The 17,742-nt window shown below is 45.8% G+C and carries 20 protein-coding genes; 7 read left to right on the top strand and 13 right to left on the bottom strand.

Features of this window, described 5'->3' with window-relative positions; genetic code table 11:
* Positions 1–63 precede the first annotated feature (63 nt).
* The 4 genes from VL525_RS11040 to VL525_RS11025 all read left to right on the top strand — a co-directional run bounded on the left by VL525_RS11040 (position 64) and on the right by VL525_RS11025 (position 4,645).
* A complete protein-coding gene (locus VL525_RS11040; protein ID WP_325386425.1) occupies positions 64–1,320 on the top strand; it encodes a pyridoxal phosphate-dependent aminotransferase in 1,257 nt (418 codons plus the stop codon).
* A 591-nt stretch (positions 1,321–1,911) separates the two neighbouring features.
* Entirely contained in the window at positions 1,912–2,889 is a 978-nt protein-coding gene (locus VL525_RS11035) for a DUF1080 domain-containing protein (protein ID WP_325386423.1), read from the top strand.
* A 431-nt stretch (positions 2,890–3,320) separates the two neighbouring features.
* Positions 3,321–3,878 (top strand): OmpH family outer membrane protein, encoded by a 558-nt coding sequence (locus tag VL525_RS11030; protein WP_325386421.1) that lies wholly within the window; start codon positions 3,321–3,323, stop codon positions 3,876–3,878.
* Between the two features lie 110 nt (positions 3,879–3,988).
* The gene (locus tag VL525_RS11025) at positions 3,989–4,645 is read left to right on the top strand and encodes a hypothetical protein (RefSeq protein WP_325386419.1); all 657 of its coding nucleotides are present in this window, start codon (positions 3,989–3,991) and stop codon (positions 4,643–4,645) included.
* A gap of 31 nt (positions 4,646–4,676) precedes the next feature.
* Here VL525_RS11025 and VL525_RS11020 read toward each other — a convergent pair whose 3' ends face one another.
* Positions 4,677–5,393, bottom strand: a complete 717-nt coding sequence (locus VL525_RS11020; protein ID WP_325386417.1) for a hypothetical protein — start codon at positions 5,391–5,393, stop codon at positions 4,677–4,679.
* Positions 5,394–5,530: 137 nt separating this feature from the next.
* Here VL525_RS11020 and VL525_RS11015 point away from each other — a divergent pair, with 137 nt between their 5' ends.
* Together VL525_RS11015 and VL525_RS11010 are read left to right on the top strand one after the other, a co-directional pair.
* Positions 5,531–6,241, top strand: a complete 711-nt coding sequence (locus tag VL525_RS11015; protein ID WP_325386415.1) for an SAM-dependent methyltransferase — start codon at positions 5,531–5,533, stop codon at positions 6,239–6,241.
* A gap of 6 nt (positions 6,242–6,247) precedes the next feature.
* On the top strand, positions 6,248–7,858 hold the full coding sequence (locus tag VL525_RS11010; RefSeq protein WP_325386412.1) for an FAD-dependent monooxygenase: 1,611 nt from the start codon (positions 6,248–6,250) through the stop codon (positions 7,856–7,858).
* Positions 7,859–7,926: 68 nt separating this feature from the next.
* Here the strand turns inward: VL525_RS11010 and VL525_RS11005 are convergent, their stop codons facing one another.
* From VL525_RS11005 to VL525_RS10965, 9 genes are all read right to left on the bottom strand, one after another.
* Complete coding sequence (locus VL525_RS11005; protein ID WP_325386410.1) at positions 7,927–8,445, bottom strand: hypothetical protein; 519 nt, start codon at positions 8,443–8,445, stop codon at positions 7,927–7,929.
* Between the two features lie 26 nt (positions 8,446–8,471).
* Complete coding sequence (locus tag VL525_RS11000; RefSeq protein ID WP_325386408.1) at positions 8,472–9,227, bottom strand: intradiol ring-cleavage dioxygenase; 756 nt, start codon at positions 9,225–9,227, stop codon at positions 8,472–8,474.
* Between the two features lie 116 nt (positions 9,228–9,343).
* A complete protein-coding gene (locus VL525_RS10995) occupies positions 9,344–10,045 on the bottom strand; it encodes a LytTR family DNA-binding domain-containing protein (RefSeq protein WP_325386406.1) in 702 nt (233 codons plus the stop codon).
* The gene (locus tag VL525_RS10990) at positions 10,045–10,938 is read right to left on the bottom strand and encodes a sensor histidine kinase (protein WP_325386404.1); all 894 of its coding nucleotides are present in this window, start codon (positions 10,936–10,938) and stop codon (positions 10,045–10,047) included. The genes VL525_RS10995 and VL525_RS10990 overlap by 1 nt, the downstream gene beginning before the upstream one ends.
* A 354-nt stretch (positions 10,939–11,292) precedes the next feature.
* Positions 11,293–11,892: a tRNA-(ms[2]io[6]A)-hydroxylase gene (locus VL525_RS10985; RefSeq protein WP_325386402.1), complete on the bottom strand. Its 600-nt coding sequence runs from the start codon at positions 11,890–11,892 to the stop codon at positions 11,293–11,295.
* 101 nt (positions 11,893–11,993) lie between these two features.
* The gene (locus tag VL525_RS10980; RefSeq protein WP_325386400.1) at positions 11,994–12,173 is read right to left on the bottom strand and encodes a hypothetical protein; all 180 of its coding nucleotides are present in this window, start codon (positions 12,171–12,173) and stop codon (positions 11,994–11,996) included.
* Positions 12,174–12,244: 71 nt separating this feature from the next.
* Positions 12,245–12,823: a nicotinate (nicotinamide) nucleotide adenylyltransferase gene (nadD, locus tag VL525_RS10975; protein WP_325386398.1), complete on the bottom strand. Its 579-nt coding sequence runs from the start codon at positions 12,821–12,823 to the stop codon at positions 12,245–12,247.
* Positions 12,824–12,921: 98 nt separating this feature from the next.
* A complete protein-coding gene (gene gmk / locus VL525_RS10970; protein ID WP_325386397.1) occupies positions 12,922–13,494 on the bottom strand; it encodes a guanylate kinase in 573 nt (190 codons plus the stop codon).
* Positions 13,495–13,564: 70 nt separating this feature from the next.
* Entirely contained in the window at positions 13,565–14,440 is an 876-nt protein-coding gene (locus VL525_RS10965) for a YicC/YloC family endoribonuclease (RefSeq protein WP_325386396.1), read from the bottom strand.
* A gap of 182 nt (positions 14,441–14,622) precedes the next feature.
* Here VL525_RS10965 and VL525_RS10960 point away from each other — a divergent pair, with 182 nt between their 5' ends.
* Positions 14,623–15,360, top strand: coding sequence for a hypothetical protein (locus tag VL525_RS10960; RefSeq protein WP_325386394.1), 738 nt, complete (start codon positions 14,623–14,625; stop codon positions 15,358–15,360).
* A gap of 93 nt (positions 15,361–15,453) precedes the next feature.
* On the opposite strand, the gene rnc is transcribed toward VL525_RS10960, so the two are convergent.
* From rnc to VL525_RS10945, 3 genes are read right to left on the bottom strand one after another with little or no spacing between them, the layout of a single operon-like run.
* On the bottom strand, positions 15,454–16,179 hold the full coding sequence (gene rnc, locus VL525_RS10955) for a ribonuclease III (protein ID WP_325386392.1): 726 nt from the start codon (positions 16,177–16,179) through the stop codon (positions 15,454–15,456).
* 9 nt (positions 16,180–16,188) lie between these two features.
* A complete protein-coding gene (fabF, locus tag VL525_RS10950; protein ID WP_325386390.1) occupies positions 16,189–17,442 on the bottom strand; it encodes a beta-ketoacyl-ACP synthase II in 1,254 nt (417 codons plus the stop codon).
* Between the two features lie 18 nt (positions 17,443–17,460).
* Entirely contained in the window at positions 17,461–17,697 is a 237-nt protein-coding gene (locus VL525_RS10945) for an acyl carrier protein (protein WP_008508386.1), read from the bottom strand.
* Between the last annotated feature and the right edge of the window lie 45 nt (positions 17,698–17,742).

Below are 17,742 nucleotides of genomic sequence, written 5' to 3'. Positions count from 1 at the left end.
TTAAAATCCGCACATTTGCACATCTATTAATTTGCACATCCACTAATTTGCATATCCAAAAAAATGAGTGTTTCCGTATTGGCCCAGAACCTGAGGGGCTCTGAAATTATCAAGATCGCAGGTGAAATAAATGAGTTGAAAAGACAGGGGCAAAACATTGCCAACCTGACTATCGGCGACTTTGATTCGAACATTTACCCTATACCCGCGCCGCTGAAACAAGGAATTGTTGAAGCTTATGGCGCCGACCAGACCAACTACCCTCCTGCCGACGGGATGCTGAACCTGCGCGAAAGCGTTTCAGGCTTTTTGAAGGATCGCTATAATTTGGATTATGCACCCAACCAGATATTGATCTCAGGTGGTTCAAGACCGCTGATCTATTCTATCTACTTGGCTGTTGTTGATCCGGGCGATAAGGTGGTCTTCCCTACCCCCTCGTGGAACAACAATCACTATTGCGATCTTACAGGCGCTGAATCTGTGATGATAGAAACGCAGCCCGAACATAATTTTATGCCTACCGCCGATGAGATTCGCCCGCATATCAAAGGTGCTGCTTTGCTGGCGCTGTGTTCGCCGCTGAACCCTACCGGTACTATGTTCACCAAAAAGGACCTGGAGGAGATATGCGACCTGGTGATTGCCGAAAACAAAACCCGTAAAGCAGGCGAAAAACCGCTTTATATTTTATACGACCAGATATATTCCCAACTCACCTTCGGGCACCACGAGCATTTTAACCCGGTATCCCTGCGCCCCGAACTAAAGGACCATGTGATATTTGTTGACGGCGCATCCAAGTGTTTCGCCTCTACAGGTGTGCGCGTAGGCTGGGGCTTTGGTCCGGCTAACGTTATCAATAACATGAAAGCCATTGTGGGCCACATGGGTGCGTGGTCGCCAAAGGCCGAGCAGGTAGCTATGGCCAAGTTCCTGAAAGAGGACGATAACGTAAACAGCTACCTCAGCACTTTCAAATCAAGGATACAAAGCAGCCTGAACACCCTGCACCAGGGCTTTCAGCAGCTAAAAGCCGAAGGCTTTAAGGTGGATTCCATTGAACCGATGGGCGCTATTTATCTGACTATAAAAGTAGATTACGCCGGCAAAACCACCCCCGATGGCGACCTGCTTAAAACCGCGACCGACATTAACTTTTACCTCATCAAAAACGCAGGCGTGGCATTGGTTCCGTTCTCGGCGTTTGGTACCGATGAGGATGTCAACTGGTTCCGCGCATCGGTAGGCGCAAGCACTTTACAGGATATCGAGCAATTGATACCAAGGGTGAAGGAAGCATTAGCGAAACTGAAATAAGTTTTTTAGAGCCAGGAATTAGGCACCAAAATTGTCTTGATTCCTTGGCTCTTTACTCTCTTTCAGAACACTAAGTGTTCACGCAGCACCCTCTTTCCGGCAAATACCGCCAGCAATCATCAAATTACCAGCCGATTACATTTTACACTAAGGGTCAAAAATGACCCTTTATTGCAATTACCGTGAACACCACCCCGATACACCCTGATAGCCAGCAGCTTACGAGAGTTTTACAATAGCTTCAATTACACCCGATTTATACAGCTTAAACTAAAATAAGCTACTTCAGGCAACATCTCGCCTGTTTAGGCAATTTTTAGACAATTTTGGACTTGGTTTTCAGCCTTTGTGTATTGGAAAAACGAGCGAACTGCGAGATAGCGTGAACGAAAATTGGCACACTAAGGGGCTTTATGAATGAATACCCTTTGTCATCCTGAACTTGTTTCAGGATCCCACAGGATAGGTAGCGACATACCTCACCAATCACCAATTAACAAATCACCACCCACAATTCCCCTAAAAAACCTACCTTTAAATCCCGGTACAACATACCGCTTGATTAACCTGTAAAAAATTATTTCCTGTAACATGAACCAACCAAACGCTTCATTCGGCAAAAGGTGCCTGGCACATATTGCCCCTTTACTTTTTGTATTCAGTTTATTTTTTATCACTACAGCCAACGCGCAGCAAAGCAAGGACCCGGATGTAATAGGCCGGTGGGACCTTACCGTTGATAAAGGCGGCCAAAGCCTGCCATCGTGGCTCGAAGTGCAAAAATCGGGCACACACACCCTTATCGGGCGTTTTTGTTATGCCTTCGGCAGCGCCAGGCCTATTTCGCAGGTGATGGAGAAGGACGGCAAGTTCAGCTTTTCTATCCCGCCGCAATGGGAAGAGGGCACCCGCAATATGGATTTTGAGTTTGAAGTGAACGGCGACGCCATTAAAGGCACCATGGTTTATACCGACGGGCAAACCTATAACTGGAGCGGCGTACGCGCACCCTTGCTGGCGCGCAGCAAAACACCGGTTTGGGGTAAGCCTATCCGCCTGTTTAACGGCAAAAACACCAAAGGCTGGCATACCGACGGCAGGCCTAACCAATGGGTGGTGGAGAACGGTATTTTGAGGAGCAAAAAATCGGGCGCAAACCTGATGACCGACAAAACCTTTACCGATTTTAAACTGCATATCGAGTTCCGCTACCAGCAGGGCAGCAACAGCGGCGTTTACCTGCGCGGTCGTTACGAAACGCAGGTGATAGACACCAAAAGCGGCGAACCGGAGCCGATAAACAACCAGTTCAGTTCGATATATGGCTTTTTGGCGCCAAATAAAATGATGGCTAAAAATCCGGGCGAATGGCAGTCGTATGATATTACTTTGGTTGGCCGGCTGGTAACCGTTGTTGCCAACGGGCAGGAAGTAATTTGCAAACAAATTATCCCAGGCATTACCGGCGGCGCTATCGACAGCAAAGAAGGCGAACCCGGCCCAATATTTATCCAGGGCGACCATGGCCCGATAGATTACCGCAATATTGTGATAATACCGGCGAAGTAAGTAAGAGTAAAAAAAAGAGCCTGGATGATGATCCAGGCTCTTTTTTTGGGCATTAAGGATTAGATGTAGCCTAATTACAAAAATGTTCTTGTCGATAACAGGCAGCCAGGTGGAGCAATAGAATACCTGATTCATTAAATTTGTTTTTCAGACATCCAACCTGTAAATAATAGAACCGGTAAAATGTCACCCTAACGACTATGCCCCGTCGGGGCTACCTGTTTGTAGAAAAATAACGCTCCGCAATTTTCACCTGGGTGGCTACAAACAGGTAGCCCCGATGGGGCATAATAACGAAACTTTAGAAAAACTTTATTTTGGGCGCTTCCTACATCTAAATGATTGGAATAGCGAAACTGCCGAAACAAAAACAACCTATTACGTAATTTTCCTAACTTCGCAGCTTTTAGGAATTTAAAAGAAAGCGAATCATGAGATCATTAGTAATCATTTTCTCCGTCATACTGGCATCGTTTGCGGTACAGGCTCAAACCAATACAGCAAGTACCCCACCTGCGCAGGCTCCTACGGTTGTGTTCATCAATTCGGATACTTTGCTGGCCAATTACGCTTATTTTAAAGCAATACAGGTAAAACTGCAGGGCTTGTCGACCCAGGCGCAAAACGAGATCACGGCCAAAGGGCAGGCTTTTCAGAAAGAAGTTGCCGCCTACCAGAAAAAAGCGAACTCATTAACGCCTGCCCAAAAAGCAGCAACCGAAAAGGCTCTGGCCAAAAAGCAAACCGACCTGCAGACCCTCAATCAAAATACAGCCAAACAATTGCAGGACATCGAAGCTTCGGAAAATGCCAACTTGTACGATCGTATTGCCGATTACCTGAAAGGATATACTAAAACCAAGGGGTATAAGATCGTGCTTACCTATTCCAAATCCAACCCATCCATGCTGTATGGCGACGAAAGCCTGGATGTGACCAAAGATGTTTTGGTGGGATTGAACGACGAGTATACAAAGGCAGGGAAGTAATTCTTTGGTTGAGCGTTTGCGCTTGACTAAGTACATTTAGTGTGCAATGCAATATCAGGTTTTATTTTTCGTTATTTCGCTGTAATTCAACAGCCTGATTCCTTTTTGCCTTGAAGAAATACCTGTATTATTTCTTGCTTATTACGATATGTTCCGGCTGCTCGGTCATCAGCAAACAGTATTATTATGTGCCCGACGTGCCGCATCAGATCATTAAAAAACGGCCGGGCCATTCTGATTTCAAATACATTTACAGCAAAATAAAAGTAACCGGTAAAACCGGCGACAGTATTGGCTCCATAACCGCAAGCAACGGCTTTGGGCACCCGCTTCTGATGGGGCCGTTGTTTTTCCCGGTTATACCGGTAGGTGGTATTTTCCAGAAAAGCGCCAGCCGGTTTATCATGGAGCTTGATGTTACTGGCAACGATGGCTATTTCATGGCGATGGCTATTGACAGTAACGCCTATAAAAGGAAGCGCGACTCGTTAAATGCCTTAAAAATAGGCACCCGGGCCGAACTGACTACGGGCGGGTGTTATCTTTTGGTGAATGACACTTTGAAAGTTCCGCTGCGCGTAAACGAGTATTTTATGGGCAATACAAAAGGCCACAGCTATTGGATAGAATCGAAAATCAAGTTCAGAAAGATAAAAACCATGAGGCTGGTAACCGGCAACGCCCTGCTGGACAGCACGCTTAACAAGATAACCTTCGCCCGTAAAAGCAGGATAAAATATGACCTGGCTGGCCCGGTAGGATATTAAATGATATCATCGAAAAGCTAACACAAAACGCTTACGCCGCATTCGAAATATATTTCACCAAACTCCTTTTAGCTACGGGCAGCAGCGTTTGTTCCAGCGGGAAGCTGATATCGCTGGCAACATAATATAATGCCGGGTTAGGCAGATGTTTGCGTTTGCTGATCAGATCCAGCTTGATAGATTCTGGTGTATTGGTGATGCTTTGCTCGTAGGTATCCACAAATTGAATATTTATCCCCCGGAACTTATCATCCTTATTCTCAAAAATGGTTATCTGGTACTCGTATATCCAGTTGGTACGTTCGCGGCCATTGCGCAACGAAAAGTAGCCATTGTATGGCATCAGCGGCACCAGCCCTACCGGGTCAATACGCAGGCGGCTTTCTACAAAATCGTATATCTCTTTACCGGTTTGCAAAGCCGGGTCCATTTTATACAGGGCGTATGAAATGATGCTTTCTATCTCGCGCATGGTGCTGTCGTCCTGTACTATTTTTTGGTAGGTAAGTTTCAGGGCATCTATATCGGCCTGGGTCAACCGTTGCGGAAAGGCCTGCTGCATAATGCTTTTGTTGCGCTTAAAATCGAGCAGGTTGTTGTAGTGGAACACCAGGTCGGTAAGGTTGGGATACAGCCTGCTTTTATCAAAGTGGCGGTTTATTTCCTGCAAATAATCCAGCAGGATGTATTTTTTATGTTCGAAATCTATCGAACCTTCTATAAACCAATTGGTACCTAATGATTTCATATCGGTTAGTTTGGTTTTAAAATGGCCTCACCTAAATCCTGTTCATTTGGCCCCTCTCCTTTGGAGAGGGGTTGGGGTGAGGCAATAAAGTCATTTTACGGTAGCTTAAATTAAAAATAAAAAAGGCAAATTGCAACATGGTTTACGGAACGCTCTACCTGGTACCTGTACCCCTTGCCGAAAATGCCGCTGCAAAATCGTTTACGCCCTATCTTACTGATACCATTAACAGCATCAGGGAGTATATTGTTGAGAACGAAAAGACCGCGCGCCGCTTTTTAAAAGAAGCCGGTCTTAAAATCCCGCAAAGCGAACTCATCATTCACGACTATGGCAAACACAGCCGCGATAACGACATCAACGGTTTCTTTAAAGGTTTGACGGCAGGAAACGACGTTGGTTTAATGAGCGAAGCCGGCTGCCCCGGCGTAGCCGATCCTGGTTCGGATATCGTAGCAGAAGCGCATAAACGGGGCATTAAAGTAGTGCCGCTTGTGGGGCCGAGTTCGATATTGCTGGCGGTGATGGCATCCGGGTTTAACGGGCAAAGTTTTACCTTTCACGGCTACCTGCCCATCGATAAGAACGAACGTGCTAAAAAGATAAAAGAACTGGAATCGATGGCTACCCGTTTTAATCAGACACAATTGTTCATCGAAACGCCTTTCCGCAACAACCCGATGCTGGAAGAGATTTTGAGGTCGTGCTCCCCTAACACCCGGCTTTGCATTGCCTGCGACCTGACCGCTGCCGATGAGTTTGTTCAAACCAAAACTATCGCCGCATGGCGACAAAAAGTGCCCGATCTGCACAAACGGCCAACTATTTTCCTTTTATTCCGTTCCTGATAATAGATGCAAATTACCGAAGAGCATACCAAAGTACTGATCGTGGGCGCAGGCCCATCCGGCCTGATGATGGCTGCGCAATTATTGCGCTACGGCATACAGCCGCTGATAATCGACAACAAGCAGGGGCCCACCAGCCATTCAAATGCGCTGGGCGTGCAGGCACGGTCGCTGGAAATATACCGGCAAATGGGCGTGTCGGACAAGGTGGTTCAAAACGGCAAACAAGCGCAGGGCCTCACCTTTACCGAAAATGGCAAACAGGCAGCGTCCATTTCATTGGCCAACGCCGGCAAGGGCCAAACGCTTTTCCCTTATGTGCTGTTATACCAGCAATATAAAAATGAACGGCTATTACTCGATTACCTGACGCAGCACACCTGCCCGGTTTATTGGGAAACTTCGCTCGTTACACTAAAACAAAATCCGGGTTACGCCTACGCCGCGCTTAAAAATGCCGAAGGCGAATACCATATAAAATGCGACTGGGTCATCGGCGCCGATGGGGCGCACAGCACAGTTCGGAAACAACTGAATATCCCGTTTAAAGGCGATACTTATCCTCACCATTTTTACCTGGTGGATGCTGAACTCGACGCGCCTTTCCTGAAAGGCGATTATGTACAGCTCTACCTGTCGAAAGCAGGTTTCAGCGGCTTTTTCCCAATGCCCGAAAAGGATTGCTACCGCATCATCGGCAGCTTGCCGGCAGGGTTCGAAAGCAATGAGGACATCAAAATAGAAGATGTTTTGCCACATCTTGACAAGGTGACCGGCCGCCCTGTGCGGGTGGTGAAAAACAACTGGTTCACCACCTACAAGCTGCACCACCGCATGGCCGAAAATTTCAGGGGTCATCGTTGTTTTTTAGTGGGCGATGCAGCACATATCCATTCGCCGGTTGGCGGGCAGGGCATGAACACGGGATTACAGGATGCCTATAACCTTGCCTGGAAACTTGCCGGGGTAATTAACGGGAATATCCACGATACGATACTTAATAGTTATGTGGTCGAGCGAATGCCCGTAGCCCATGACCTGCTAAGCTCAACCGACCGCGTATTCAACATCATTATGTCGGATAGCTGGCTTATGGGCCTGGTAAAAAAATGGCTGCTGCCGGCGGTGTTAAACTATTTCGGCAAAAATGATAAGATCAAAGCACAATTATTTAAGCGGGTTTCGCAAACGGGCATTTCCTATCGCGACAGCAAGATAAATGTGCATTTAAGCAGGTCGACAAAGATAAAAGCCGGCGACCGCCTGCCTTATCTTGAAATTTATGACGAGAAGAAACAGGAGGAAACAGACTTGCATGCCTGGTGTGCCAAGCCGGGTTTTACGCTGATAATCCTTGGCAAGTTTGACGAAATGCTATTGTTCAATATTGCCAAATGGATCACTAACCGCCATGCGGGTATGCTCAATTTCTTCTACCTGCCGCCATCAGGTAAAAATTTGGACGTTTTTGACGCGTTCGAAGTAAGCCCGCACCAGGAAAAGGCCATGATCGTTCGCCCCGACATGCATATCGGCTACATGAACGATTTGGTAAGCATTGCCATGCTGGATAATTATCTCATCAACATTGCCGGTCTGATCCCCAATAAAAAATAAGCGCCTGCACCAAAATGCAGACGCCGGGTTAAGAAACAACTTATTATGAATTGGGGTATTAAAGTCTTTTAAGCTATAGCGTTATTTGCAACCTCCTGGTAACTGACAATTGACAGATCGGGCTGCATCCGCAAAATAAAGGTCTGCAATTGCTCCACATTCGACGGATCATCGTAAGTAAGTAGCATATATTCGCCAAATAATTCTACCAGGCTCAATTCCGGGGCTTCGTAATTGATGGCAATTTTATGCAGGGATATGTCTTCGGTATGCGATTCGATCAGCTCAAACCTTGCTGTTTCAAAAGATAGTTTATTGCCGAGATTATCCTTAACCAGCGGCATCTTACGATCGAGCTGAGCGATGAAATGGCCCACCGAAAAGTCGAGCTTATAATGCAGCGAATTGGCCCGGCCGTCGTTAGCTTTCATTTTACTGAAGGTTTTGAACTTGCCCTCGCGGTTATAAGCCTGCGACTTGAGCAGGAACTCCTGGTACGACGCCTGCAATATGGCTTTCTCAAAGGCAGCCTCTGATGAACTATCCATCACCTGCCTGTAAACTAATTTGATTTTTGCCTTGCACATAACCTTATCTTTATGGGGTGACCGACTTAAAGATTTATCCCAATAGTGTATGACCCTGTGTAGCCTTCACTTACACTGCCGGTAAGGCTTACTGTCTCGTTCGCCAGGTCGGTCAGCGAATCGCCAAATATGCTATCAGCTTCATTGGTGGTGGTATTTGACCCGTGGGCAGAATACAAGCTACTGCCGTACACCGTATTATTAGTAGCTTCGGAAAAGCATATCTGCGTGGTCTTTTTCATCACACCGTTTACATACACTTCGATATGGATATGGGTTGCCCTGCCCGAATACCAGCCCGGGTAAATTGTCGTAAATTTTGCAAGCCCCGTGCTGTCTGTAAGCTGGTAGCCGCGTAAAAAGGTGGACCCTACATAACTTTTGGCGCCTAAAATACCTGATTGATTTGCATAGCCCGAATAATAACCATCCTTGTTACAATGCCATATATCCACCCGCGCATCACTTACTACGTTACAGTTATTTCCTGCATCTACTACAATAAACGTCAATGATAACGGCACTCCGGTTTGGGTACCTTCCGTAACGTCGCTCCTTTCAAGCGGGTTTGTAAGCTCACCGCCCGGGTAAGGGTATGGCCCCTCAACTTCGGTAGCGGTTACTATACAACTACCGCTGGTCGATGTCGTTGTGGTGCTGGTTGTCCCGGTGGTGGTTGAGGTGCTGGTTTTGGTTACACTGTCTTTTTTACAGCCATCCAGTATCATCGGCCCTGCGGCAGCGGCAAGTGCAAATGCTTTTAAGAAGTTTTTCCGTTCCATTTTACATCAATTATTAGTTAATGGAATTATTAACTGATGTAAAAATATTTCGGTGGGGGATTGCCCGGTGCTTTGTCTCGGCTAATGGTAGCTTTGTGCCGATAAAAGGCCCGTTTTCATTTGAATTTCATCCATTTGCGCACAAAATCCATGTAGGTTTCGCTAACCGGCAGTTCGGCATCGCCCACGTGCAGCTTTCTATTATGGATCGATCTCACCTTATCAACCGCTACAATAAAGCTGCGGTGTATCCGCTGGAATTTATCAGCCGGTAGCTTTTCCAGCACTTTTTTCAGCGGCATCAGCGTCAGGATGGTTTTATGATTTTGCTGGTGTATTTTGATATAATCCTCCATACTTTCAATATACTCTATATCATCCAGGTTGATCCTGATCATCCGGTATTCTGAGTACACATACAGGCTGGTGTCCCGTTTTTCGGGCAAGGCATTTTTATATTTATAATATTCCAGCGCCTTTTCAACAGCCCGGGCAAAGCGTTTGGCATCAATCGGCTTTAATAAATAATCTATCGCCTCCAGTTCGAACCCTTCAAATGCGAACTTTTTATACGCTGTGGTAAAAATGATCATCGGTTTTTGTTCAAGTGACCGGGCCAACTGGATACCCGATATGTCGGGCATATTGATATCCAAAAAAAGCAGGTCGACCGCCGAATGCTTCAGGTATTCGCCACCCGATATGGCATCTTCAAAAGTTTGCACCATTTGCAGCTCCGGAAACTGTTGTACATACCTTGCTATCAGCCTTAAAGCCAATGGCTCGTCATCAATAGCTATACATTTAAGTCTCGTCATCAGGCTTGCAATATCAGGTTTACTGTAAACAACTGGCTTTCCGTATTAATGTTCAGCACATGCTTGCCCGGGTACAAATAAGCCAGGCGCTGTTTTGCATTTTTTAAACCGATACCCTCGCGTTCCGTCTCTGCCTTATCAGGGAAAATACGATTTTGACAGTAAAAGGAAATGCCGTTTTCATGGCCGAGGATATTGATGCTGACCACGGACGGTTCATGTTTGCTGATACCATACTTAAATACGTTTTCGATAAAGGTCATCAGGATAAGCGGAGCTATAACTTTTCCGTCTGTAAGCCCAGATACGTGCATATCTACAGTGGTCTTATCGCCCAACCTCAAACGCTGCAATTCGATATAATCGTTTATACAATCTATCTCGTACTGTAATGGTACGAAATCTTCCATCGCGTCATCTGTTACATAGCGCATAATATTGGATAGTTTCAGGATACTTTCAGGCGCATTCCCGTCCTGCATTACCGCCAGCGTGTAAATATTATTAAGTGTATTGAACAGGAAATGCGGATTGATCTGCGCTTTCAGAAACGACAGCTCGGCGCTTGTCTTATCCGACTCGGCCTGCACGGCCCGCTGTTCCGATAATTGCCATTGCCGCATGATGCGGGTAGCGGTGCTCAAAGCCATGATCATAATAAACAGGAACACACTGATGATATCAAACCGGCGCATATTGTGAAGACCAGGTTGCTGTGAAAGCGGTGTGGCTCCGTCCGGTGGAGGGCCCGGAGGATATTCCGTTGGAAGATGGCGTGGTCCCGGTTCACCATTCGGTGGCGGCGGAGGTACAGAATGCCCGCGTCGTATATCCCGCATAGCCGGATGATACTGAAATACCGGAAAACCAAAATGTTTTACATTGCTCTGCATCAGTTTATCATATGGCCTCAAAAAATATACCCCGGAAAATAAAATCAATGTTATGATGCTATAAGCCAGGTACTTCTTTTTTAAGAATAAATGAGTTATTAGAATATAACCGTTGAAATAAAAAAGGAAGATATAAGTTGCGCAAAAAATCCAGTAGTAAGGCAGCGACAGCAGCAAAAGGTTACTGCTTTCTCCGCCCCCGTTCATAAACAGCAGCGGGAGCGCCATAAAAAGCAGCCATCCTGCTATATGCACAACAATAAGATACGCCCTGACCCTCAACATATACAAAGCAACGGAATCCCTTTCATTTTAAGGGTATGTATCGGCTAATAAGGCTTTTGTGTAGATGAGTTAACCATGAATGGTTTCGCTTTTGCCGTAGTTTTGGATCACCTGTGCCTCGTAATCCAGGAATTCCTTCCAGCGCTTTTCCACGTCTATGCTATTGGCGTACTTTTTTGCGAGGCGAATAAAAGTAGTATAGTGGGTAGCTTCGCTGATCATCAATTCGTGATAAAATTCAGATAGCTGGGCATCGTCAATATGCTCCGACATCACTTTGAAGCGTTCACAACTGCGGGCCTCAATCATGGCTGAAAGCAGCAAGCGGTCGATCAGTTGCGCATCCCGGCTGCCGCCTGAGGATAAGAATTTCCGCAGCTCATTCACATAATCGTCTTTACGTTCGCGCCCAAGGATATAGCCGCGTTCCAGTATGATGTCATGTACGCGTTTAAAGTGATCCATCTCCTCCTGCACCAAAGCAGCCATTTCCTGCACCAGGTCGGACAGGTTTGGATTTTGAACAATAAGAGTAATGGCGTTACTGGCGGCCTTTTGCTCGCAGAAGGCGTGGTCGGTCAGTATTTCTTCGATATTACTTTCCACAACGTTTTTAACCCATAAAGGGTCTGTAGGCAACTGAAGTTTCAGGATAGTTCTTTCGCTCACAGCGCAAAAATACCGTTTTTGGGGTAAAAGGTAAAAGGCGAAAGGATAAAGGTAATTAACTGACAGGCCTGATGACTATTGACCAATGCCAGGTGACAAAATCACCCCCAAAGGTCTATCTCATTCTCCAATTGGCCATGCGGAACGAACTGATTGACGCCTTCCTGGTTTGCCTGCTCTATCTTGGCCATTAGCAATACCTTATCAATAAGCTCAACCACGTCGATCTTTTCCGGCATGTTATTTACAAAGTGTTCTAATTTTTCCTTCGAAAGCTGCATAGGTCCGTCAATTTTTGAGAATATAGTTTTTACGATATTTGACGGAGGAAAGTTATAACAGTTACAGCAAATTATCCATTTCCGTAAAGATTTTTACTTTCAATAAACTCAAGCACCGGATCGGGCACAAAGTACTGCACATTTTTCTTCTCAGCCAGCGATTTACGGATGAACGAAGCCGAAAGCTCCATCAGCGGCGTCATGGTGATGGTAACCGACGGATGTGATGCGAACTCCGCATTTTCGTAACCGGGGCGCGGGTATACGTATATCTTGTAATCGCGCAATATCAGCTTATAGTTCTTCCATTTATGCAGGGTACCCAGGTTGTCGGAGCCCATGATAATAGCAAATTCATGTTCCGGGTGTTTTTCCTTTAAATGCGTAAGTGTATCAATGGTGTACGATGGCTGCGGCAGGCGCAGTTCCACATCGCTTACTTTGATATTCTTCGAATTGTCGGTAGCCAGTTTGGCCATTTCGAGCCGGTCATAAGTATTAATAAGGTCGCCGTATTTCTTTAACGGGTTTTGGGGCGATACCACCAGCCAAACCTTGTCAAGGTCGGTGTGGTTGGCCATGTAATTAGCGATAATCAAATGGCCGATGTGGATGGGGTTGAATGACCCGAAGAGTAAACCTACTTTCATTCCTGGTTCATGGGTTAATGGTTCATAGATCATAGTATTTGCTAAGTCTACAGAACCCCTTTCATGACCCACGGGATGGGTCACCAACTATGGACTTATCAATTATTGAGAAAATTTCTAACAAGCACCTCCGCTTCCGCGCATGCCGTTTGAAGATCGTGATTTTTTAGGATAATATCAAATTGCGGCGCATAATTCAATTCTTTTTCTGCTTTTTCAAACCGCTCTTTTAATTTTTCATGGCTATCCGTACCGCGCGAGGCCAAACGTTGCTTCAAAACTTCCAGCGACGGCGGCTGTACGAAGATGGCCAATGCTGAGCCGTCGTATTTTCGTTTAAGGTGCAGGCCGCCTTCCACATCAATATCAAATATTACCGTTTTGCCATCGTCCCATATTCGTTCTATCTCCGTACGCAAAGTGCCATAAAATGTGCCACTATACACTTCTTCAAACTCGACAAAATGCTTCTTGGCTATCATATGCAGAAACTCTTCCTTCGTAATAAAGTAGTAGTCCTGTCCCTCCTTTTCGTCGCCCCTGGGCTTGCGTGTAGTGGCCGAGATCGAAAACTCCAGTTCGGGTATTTTTGTAAGCAGGTGCTGTACAATGGTTGTTTTTCCTGCTCCGGATGGCGCCGAAAATATGATGAGTTTTCCTTCTTTGGTCATTGTCATTGGTCATTGGGTCATTAGTCATTGGGCACTTGCTATCTAATGCCCGATGGCTAATGCCAAGTTCCTATAATACGTTCAGTAATTGTTCCTTAATCTTCTCCAGTTCCTCCTTCATACCCACCACCAGTTTCTGGATATTGGCATCATTGGCTTTTGAACCCAGGGTATTGATCTCGCGGCCGATTTCCTGCGATATAAATCCCAGCTTTTTGCCGTTCGCATCGGCGCTTTTCAGTGTCTCGATAAAATAATCGCAATGACTTTTCAGGCGGATCTTTTCCTCCGTGATATCCAGTTTATCGATATAATAGATCAGTTCCTGCTCGAAACGGTTTTGATCTATTGCTTCGCGACCCACGGCTTCACTCAAAAACTGGTTCAGCCTTTCACGTATCACCGGTACCCTTTTGGGTTCTTCCACCTCCACCAATTGCAAATTTTTCAGGATGATGCCAATACGCATCTTTACATCCTGCTCCAGTACATTGCCTTCATCGGCCCTGAATTGCTGGAAAGCGGCTAAAGCCTGCTGAAAAGTTTTCTCAACTAACTTCCATTCGTCTTCAGACACTGTTTCTTCTTCGTATTTCACAACCTCGGGCAGGCCCAATGCCAATTGCAGCAGATTGCCCACGGGTTCATTCAGATCGGTGCTGACAGATTTCAGCTGGTCGTAATAATGTTTAAGCAGTGCCTTGTCTATCCCGGCTGCCTTAACTGTGGCGTCGGATTGTTCGACATTGATCGAGAGATTTACTTTACCCCGTTCTATTTGCTTATTACACTCGTTACGTAACTGGAACTCTTTTTCCGAAAAAGATTTGGGTATACGCAGTCCCAATTCAAGGAATTTACTGTTCAGGGATTTGATCTCGACGGTATATTTGGTGTTACCCGAATCAAAAACGGCAATGCCGTACCCTGTCATGGATTTTAACATGCGCAAAGATAGGTGTTTAGTCCGAAAGTCGGGAAGACCGAAAGACCGAAAGTATTTTTATTGGATAACATGTTAAATCCATCAAATCTCACGGACTTTCGGACTTATGCGGACTTTCGGACTCCGAATTAACATCTTTTCACAATTCAAACGGCCTATATTCGTTAGTTTTACAAATTAGTATGCGTTTGCATTTTAGAATATTATGTGTTTTAACCGGTTTTTTGGGCCTGTGCGATATTACTTTCGCGCAGCAGGCCATTAAATTAAAGGGGGTTATCTTCAGAAAAAGCTCTACCGAACGGGTATCCCAGGTGCTGATAAACGATTTGGATAACAAAAACATCATGATGAGTGATGACCTTGGTATGTTCAGCATCAATACCGCAATCGGCGACACATTGCTTATCAGCAAGAAGGGTTATACACCTGTCACCATCACCGTGCAAAGCAAAGACGATCTATCACTTTACCTGCAGCCGGTTGTCGAACTAAACCAGGTGACCATTAAAGGCGAGACAAAAAAGCAGGAACTGAACGACGTAATGAAGCAATACCGCAGCCAGGGCATTTTTTACGATGGCAAATCGTTGCCGGTATTCGCATTCCTTAATTCGCCGCTTACCGGCTTTTATAATTTGTTCGGGAAGAAGCCCAGGGAGGCCCGGCATTTTGCCGCGTATGCCAAAACCGAGCTCGAAAACAACGAAGTGGACAAACGCTACACCAAAACCCTGGTGCAAAGCGTAACCAAACTGCCCAATGAGGAGGTGACAAAATTCATGCAGGTTTACACCCCATCCTACCAGGATATCATCCAGTGGAACGACTACCAGCTGATCACTTATATCAAAAAGAACTTCGCCTTTTATAAAAAACACAAGGGTCAGCCTTCACAGCAGTTGCAGAAGTTGAATTGAAAATTGTCTGAACCTGGATTTTTGGGATTTAACCTATTTTCACGATACAGGGCATCTGAGAAATTCCTTTAATCTGCTAAATCCTGGTTCAGACTAAATAGATAACGCCTCGCAAGCCTTTTCCGCAGCCAGTTTCTCGGCGTTCTTTTTGTTGAACTCTTTGCCCGATCCCATAATTTCTCCCTCGATGATAGCCTGAACAGTAAACAGCTTATTGCTTTCACCTTCCTGGTTGCCTATCAGCTCAAAGGTAATATCCTTGCCGTGGCGCTGGCACCATTCTATCAGCTTGCTTTTGAAATTGGTTTCGGTTTGTTCAAGCTTATGGATATCGATATGCGATTTGATGATATGGTTGATGAGAAAATTGCGGGTAAAATCATAGCCCTTATCCAAATAAACGGCACCTATCAATGCCTCGAAAGCATCGCCCAGCAACGAGCTTTGCCGGGTTGAGTTAACCATTTTGGTATCGTACTGTATCAATTGATCAAAACCCAGCTTACGGGCAAGCTGGTTAAGGTTTACCCGGTTTACGATCTTGGAACGAAGTTCGGTCAGGAAGCCCTCATCCTCGTAAGGGTATTGTTTGAAAAGTACTTCGGCAACTACGCTGCCTAAAACAGCATCGCCTAAAAACTCCAGGCGTTCGTTGCTGTTCTTTACCCCTTTTTTGATATTCTGGGCAACGGATTTATGCCGGAACGCCAACCTGTATAAAGACAAATTGCCCGGCACAAAGCCAAGCAAATTCTTTAAGGATTTTACGTACTTTCTATTGGGCGATAAGTATAGCTTATAGAACCGTCTGATTGGCATTCAACGCAATTAATCTTCGTACTTCCTGAATATCACTGAAGCGTTATGGCCGCCAAAACCAAAACCATTGCTTTGGGCTACCTTAACTATTCTTTTCTGTGCTTTGTTGAACGTGAAGTTAATTTTCGGATCAAAAGCCGGATCATCCGTAAAGTGGTTGATCGTAGGCGGAATAATATCGTTTTTGATGGCCAAAATTGCAGCAATGGCTTCAACTGCGCCTGCCGCACCAAGTAAGTGCCCGGTCATTGATTTGGTCGAGCTGATGTTTATACGGTAAACATCTTCGCCAAATGTATCCTGTATGGCTTTAACTTCCTGCGGGTCGCCAATAGGGGTTGACGTTCCGTGAACATTCACATAGTCAATATCCGATGGTGTAAGGCCGGCATCTTCCAATGCAGCTTTCATCACCAGCGCCGCGCCCAGCCCTTCAGGGTGGGGGGCCGTCATGTGATAAGCATCGGCACTCATGCCACCGCCTATCATTTCAGCATATATTTTTGCACCGCGCGCCTTAGCGTGCTCCAGTTCTTCCAGTATTATCGTTCCCGCGCCTTCACCCGCCACAAACCCGTCGCGGTCCAGGTCGAACGGCCGCGATGCCGTTGCCGGGTCATCGTTCCGTGTGGATAAGGCGTGCATGGCATTAAAGCCACCGATACCCGCCTCGTTAATGATCGCCTCGGAACCGCCAGTGATAAACATGTTGGCCTTGCCCAACCGGATATAGTTGAACGAGTCGATAAGCGAATTATTAGATGATGCACAAGCCGAAACCGTAGTAAAGTTGGGGCCGCGCAAGCCATATTTAATAGATATATGGCCTGGCGCAATATCCGCAATCATTTTAGGGATAAAGAATGGATTGAAACGCGGCGTACCGTCGCCTTTAGCGAAGTTCACCACTTCATCCAAAAAAGTTTTGAGACCGCCAATGCCCGATCCCCATATCACCCCGATACGGTTCGTATCAAGCTTGTCAAATTCAAGCCCGGCATCTTTTACGGCCTCTTCGGTCGAAAATAAAGCGTATTGAACAAAAGGATCAAGCTTCCGGGCATCTTTGCGGCCCAAAAAACCATCAGCATCAAAATTCTTTACCTCGCAGGCAAACTTGGTTTTGAAAAGGGTAGTATCAAAACTCTTAATCAAGGCGGCGCCACTCACTCCATTGATCAAACCATCCCAGTATTCGGGAATGCTGTTTCCAATAGGAGTAAGTGCCCCAAGCCCGGTTACAACAACTCTTTTAAACTCCATTTAGCAAATTTAGGGAGCTTATTTAACGTTCTTTTCAAGGTAAGCGATAGCCTGACCTACAGTACCTATAGTTTCAGCCTGATCGTCAGGAATAGCCACGTTAAATTCTTTTTCAAACTCCATGATTAGTTCTACGGTGTCCAACGAGTCTGCACCAAGATCGTTGGTGAAGCTAGCCTCAGGTGTTACTTCACTTTCGTCAACACCTAATTTTTCTACGATAATAGCTTTTACTCTTGAAGCGATATCAGACATACTTTTGATGGTTTAATGATTAATAAAAATTCTGTGCAAAGAAAG

The sequence above is a fragment of the Mucilaginibacter sp. genome, from assembly GCF_035492695.1.
In the GTDB taxonomy this organism is placed as follows: domain Bacteria; phylum Bacteroidota; class Bacteroidia; order Sphingobacteriales; family Sphingobacteriaceae; genus Mucilaginibacter.
The sequence above is the reverse complement of the archived record's forward strand: the minus strand, read 5'-3'. Positions and strand labels throughout refer to the sequence as shown.

What these genes read in the sequence shown, in the direction of transcription:
- gmk (WP_325386397.1), bottom strand. Translation starts at nt 13,494, where the DNA reads ATGACCAAAGAAGGAAAACTCATCATATTTTCGGCGCCATCCGGAGCA.
- VL525_RS10945 (WP_008508386.1), bottom strand. Translation starts at nt 17,697, where the DNA reads ATGTCTGATATCGCTTCAAGAGTAAAAGCTATTATCGTAGAAAAATTA.
- VL525_RS11005 (WP_325386410.1), bottom strand. Translation starts at nt 8,445, where the DNA reads ATGTGCAAGGCAAAAATCAAATTAGTTTACAGGCAGGTGATGGATAGT.
- VL525_RS11010 (WP_325386412.1), top strand. Translation starts at nt 6,248, where the DNA reads ATGCAAATTACCGAAGAGCATACCAAAGTACTGATCGTGGGCGCAGGC.
- VL525_RS11030 (WP_325386421.1), top strand. Translation starts at nt 3,321, where the DNA reads ATGAGATCATTAGTAATCATTTTCTCCGTCATACTGGCATCGTTTGCG.
- VL525_RS10960 (WP_325386394.1), top strand. Translation starts at nt 14,623, where the DNA reads ATGCGTTTGCATTTTAGAATATTATGTGTTTTAACCGGTTTTTTGGGC.
- VL525_RS11040 (WP_325386425.1), top strand. Translation starts at nt 64, where the DNA reads ATGAGTGTTTCCGTATTGGCCCAGAACCTGAGGGGCTCTGAAATTATC.
- VL525_RS11015 (WP_325386415.1), top strand. Translation starts at nt 5,531, where the DNA reads ATGGTTTACGGAACGCTCTACCTGGTACCTGTACCCCTTGCCGAAAAT.
- VL525_RS10965 (WP_325386396.1), bottom strand. Translation starts at nt 14,440, where the DNA reads ATGTTAAAATCCATGACAGGGTACGGCATTGCCGTTTTTGATTCGGGT.
- fabF (WP_325386390.1), bottom strand. Translation starts at nt 17,442, where the DNA reads ATGGAGTTTAAAAGAGTTGTTGTAACCGGGCTTGGGGCACTTACTCCT.
- VL525_RS11020 (WP_325386417.1), bottom strand. Translation starts at nt 5,393, where the DNA reads ATGAAATCATTAGGTACCAATTGGTTTATAGAAGGTTCGATAGATTTC.
- VL525_RS10995 (WP_325386406.1), bottom strand. Translation starts at nt 10,045, where the DNA reads ATGACGAGACTTAAATGTATAGCTATTGATGACGAGCCATTGGCTTTA.
- VL525_RS10980 (WP_325386400.1), bottom strand. Translation starts at nt 12,173, where the DNA reads ATGCAGCTTTCGAAGGAAAAATTAGAACACTTTGTAAATAACATGCCG.
- rnc (WP_325386392.1), bottom strand. Translation starts at nt 16,179, where the DNA reads ATGCCAATCAGACGGTTCTATAAGCTATACTTATCGCCCAATAGAAAG.
- nadD (WP_325386398.1), bottom strand. Translation starts at nt 12,823, where the DNA reads ATGAAAGTAGGTTTACTCTTCGGGTCATTCAACCCCATCCACATCGGC.
- VL525_RS11035 (WP_325386423.1), top strand. Translation starts at nt 1,912, where the DNA reads ATGAACCAACCAAACGCTTCATTCGGCAAAAGGTGCCTGGCACATATT.
- VL525_RS11000 (WP_325386408.1), bottom strand. Translation starts at nt 9,227, where the DNA reads ATGGAACGGAAAAACTTCTTAAAAGCATTTGCACTTGCCGCTGCCGCA.
- VL525_RS10990 (WP_325386404.1), bottom strand. Translation starts at nt 10,938, where the DNA reads ATGCAGAGCAATGTAAAACATTTTGGTTTTCCGGTATTTCAGTATCAT.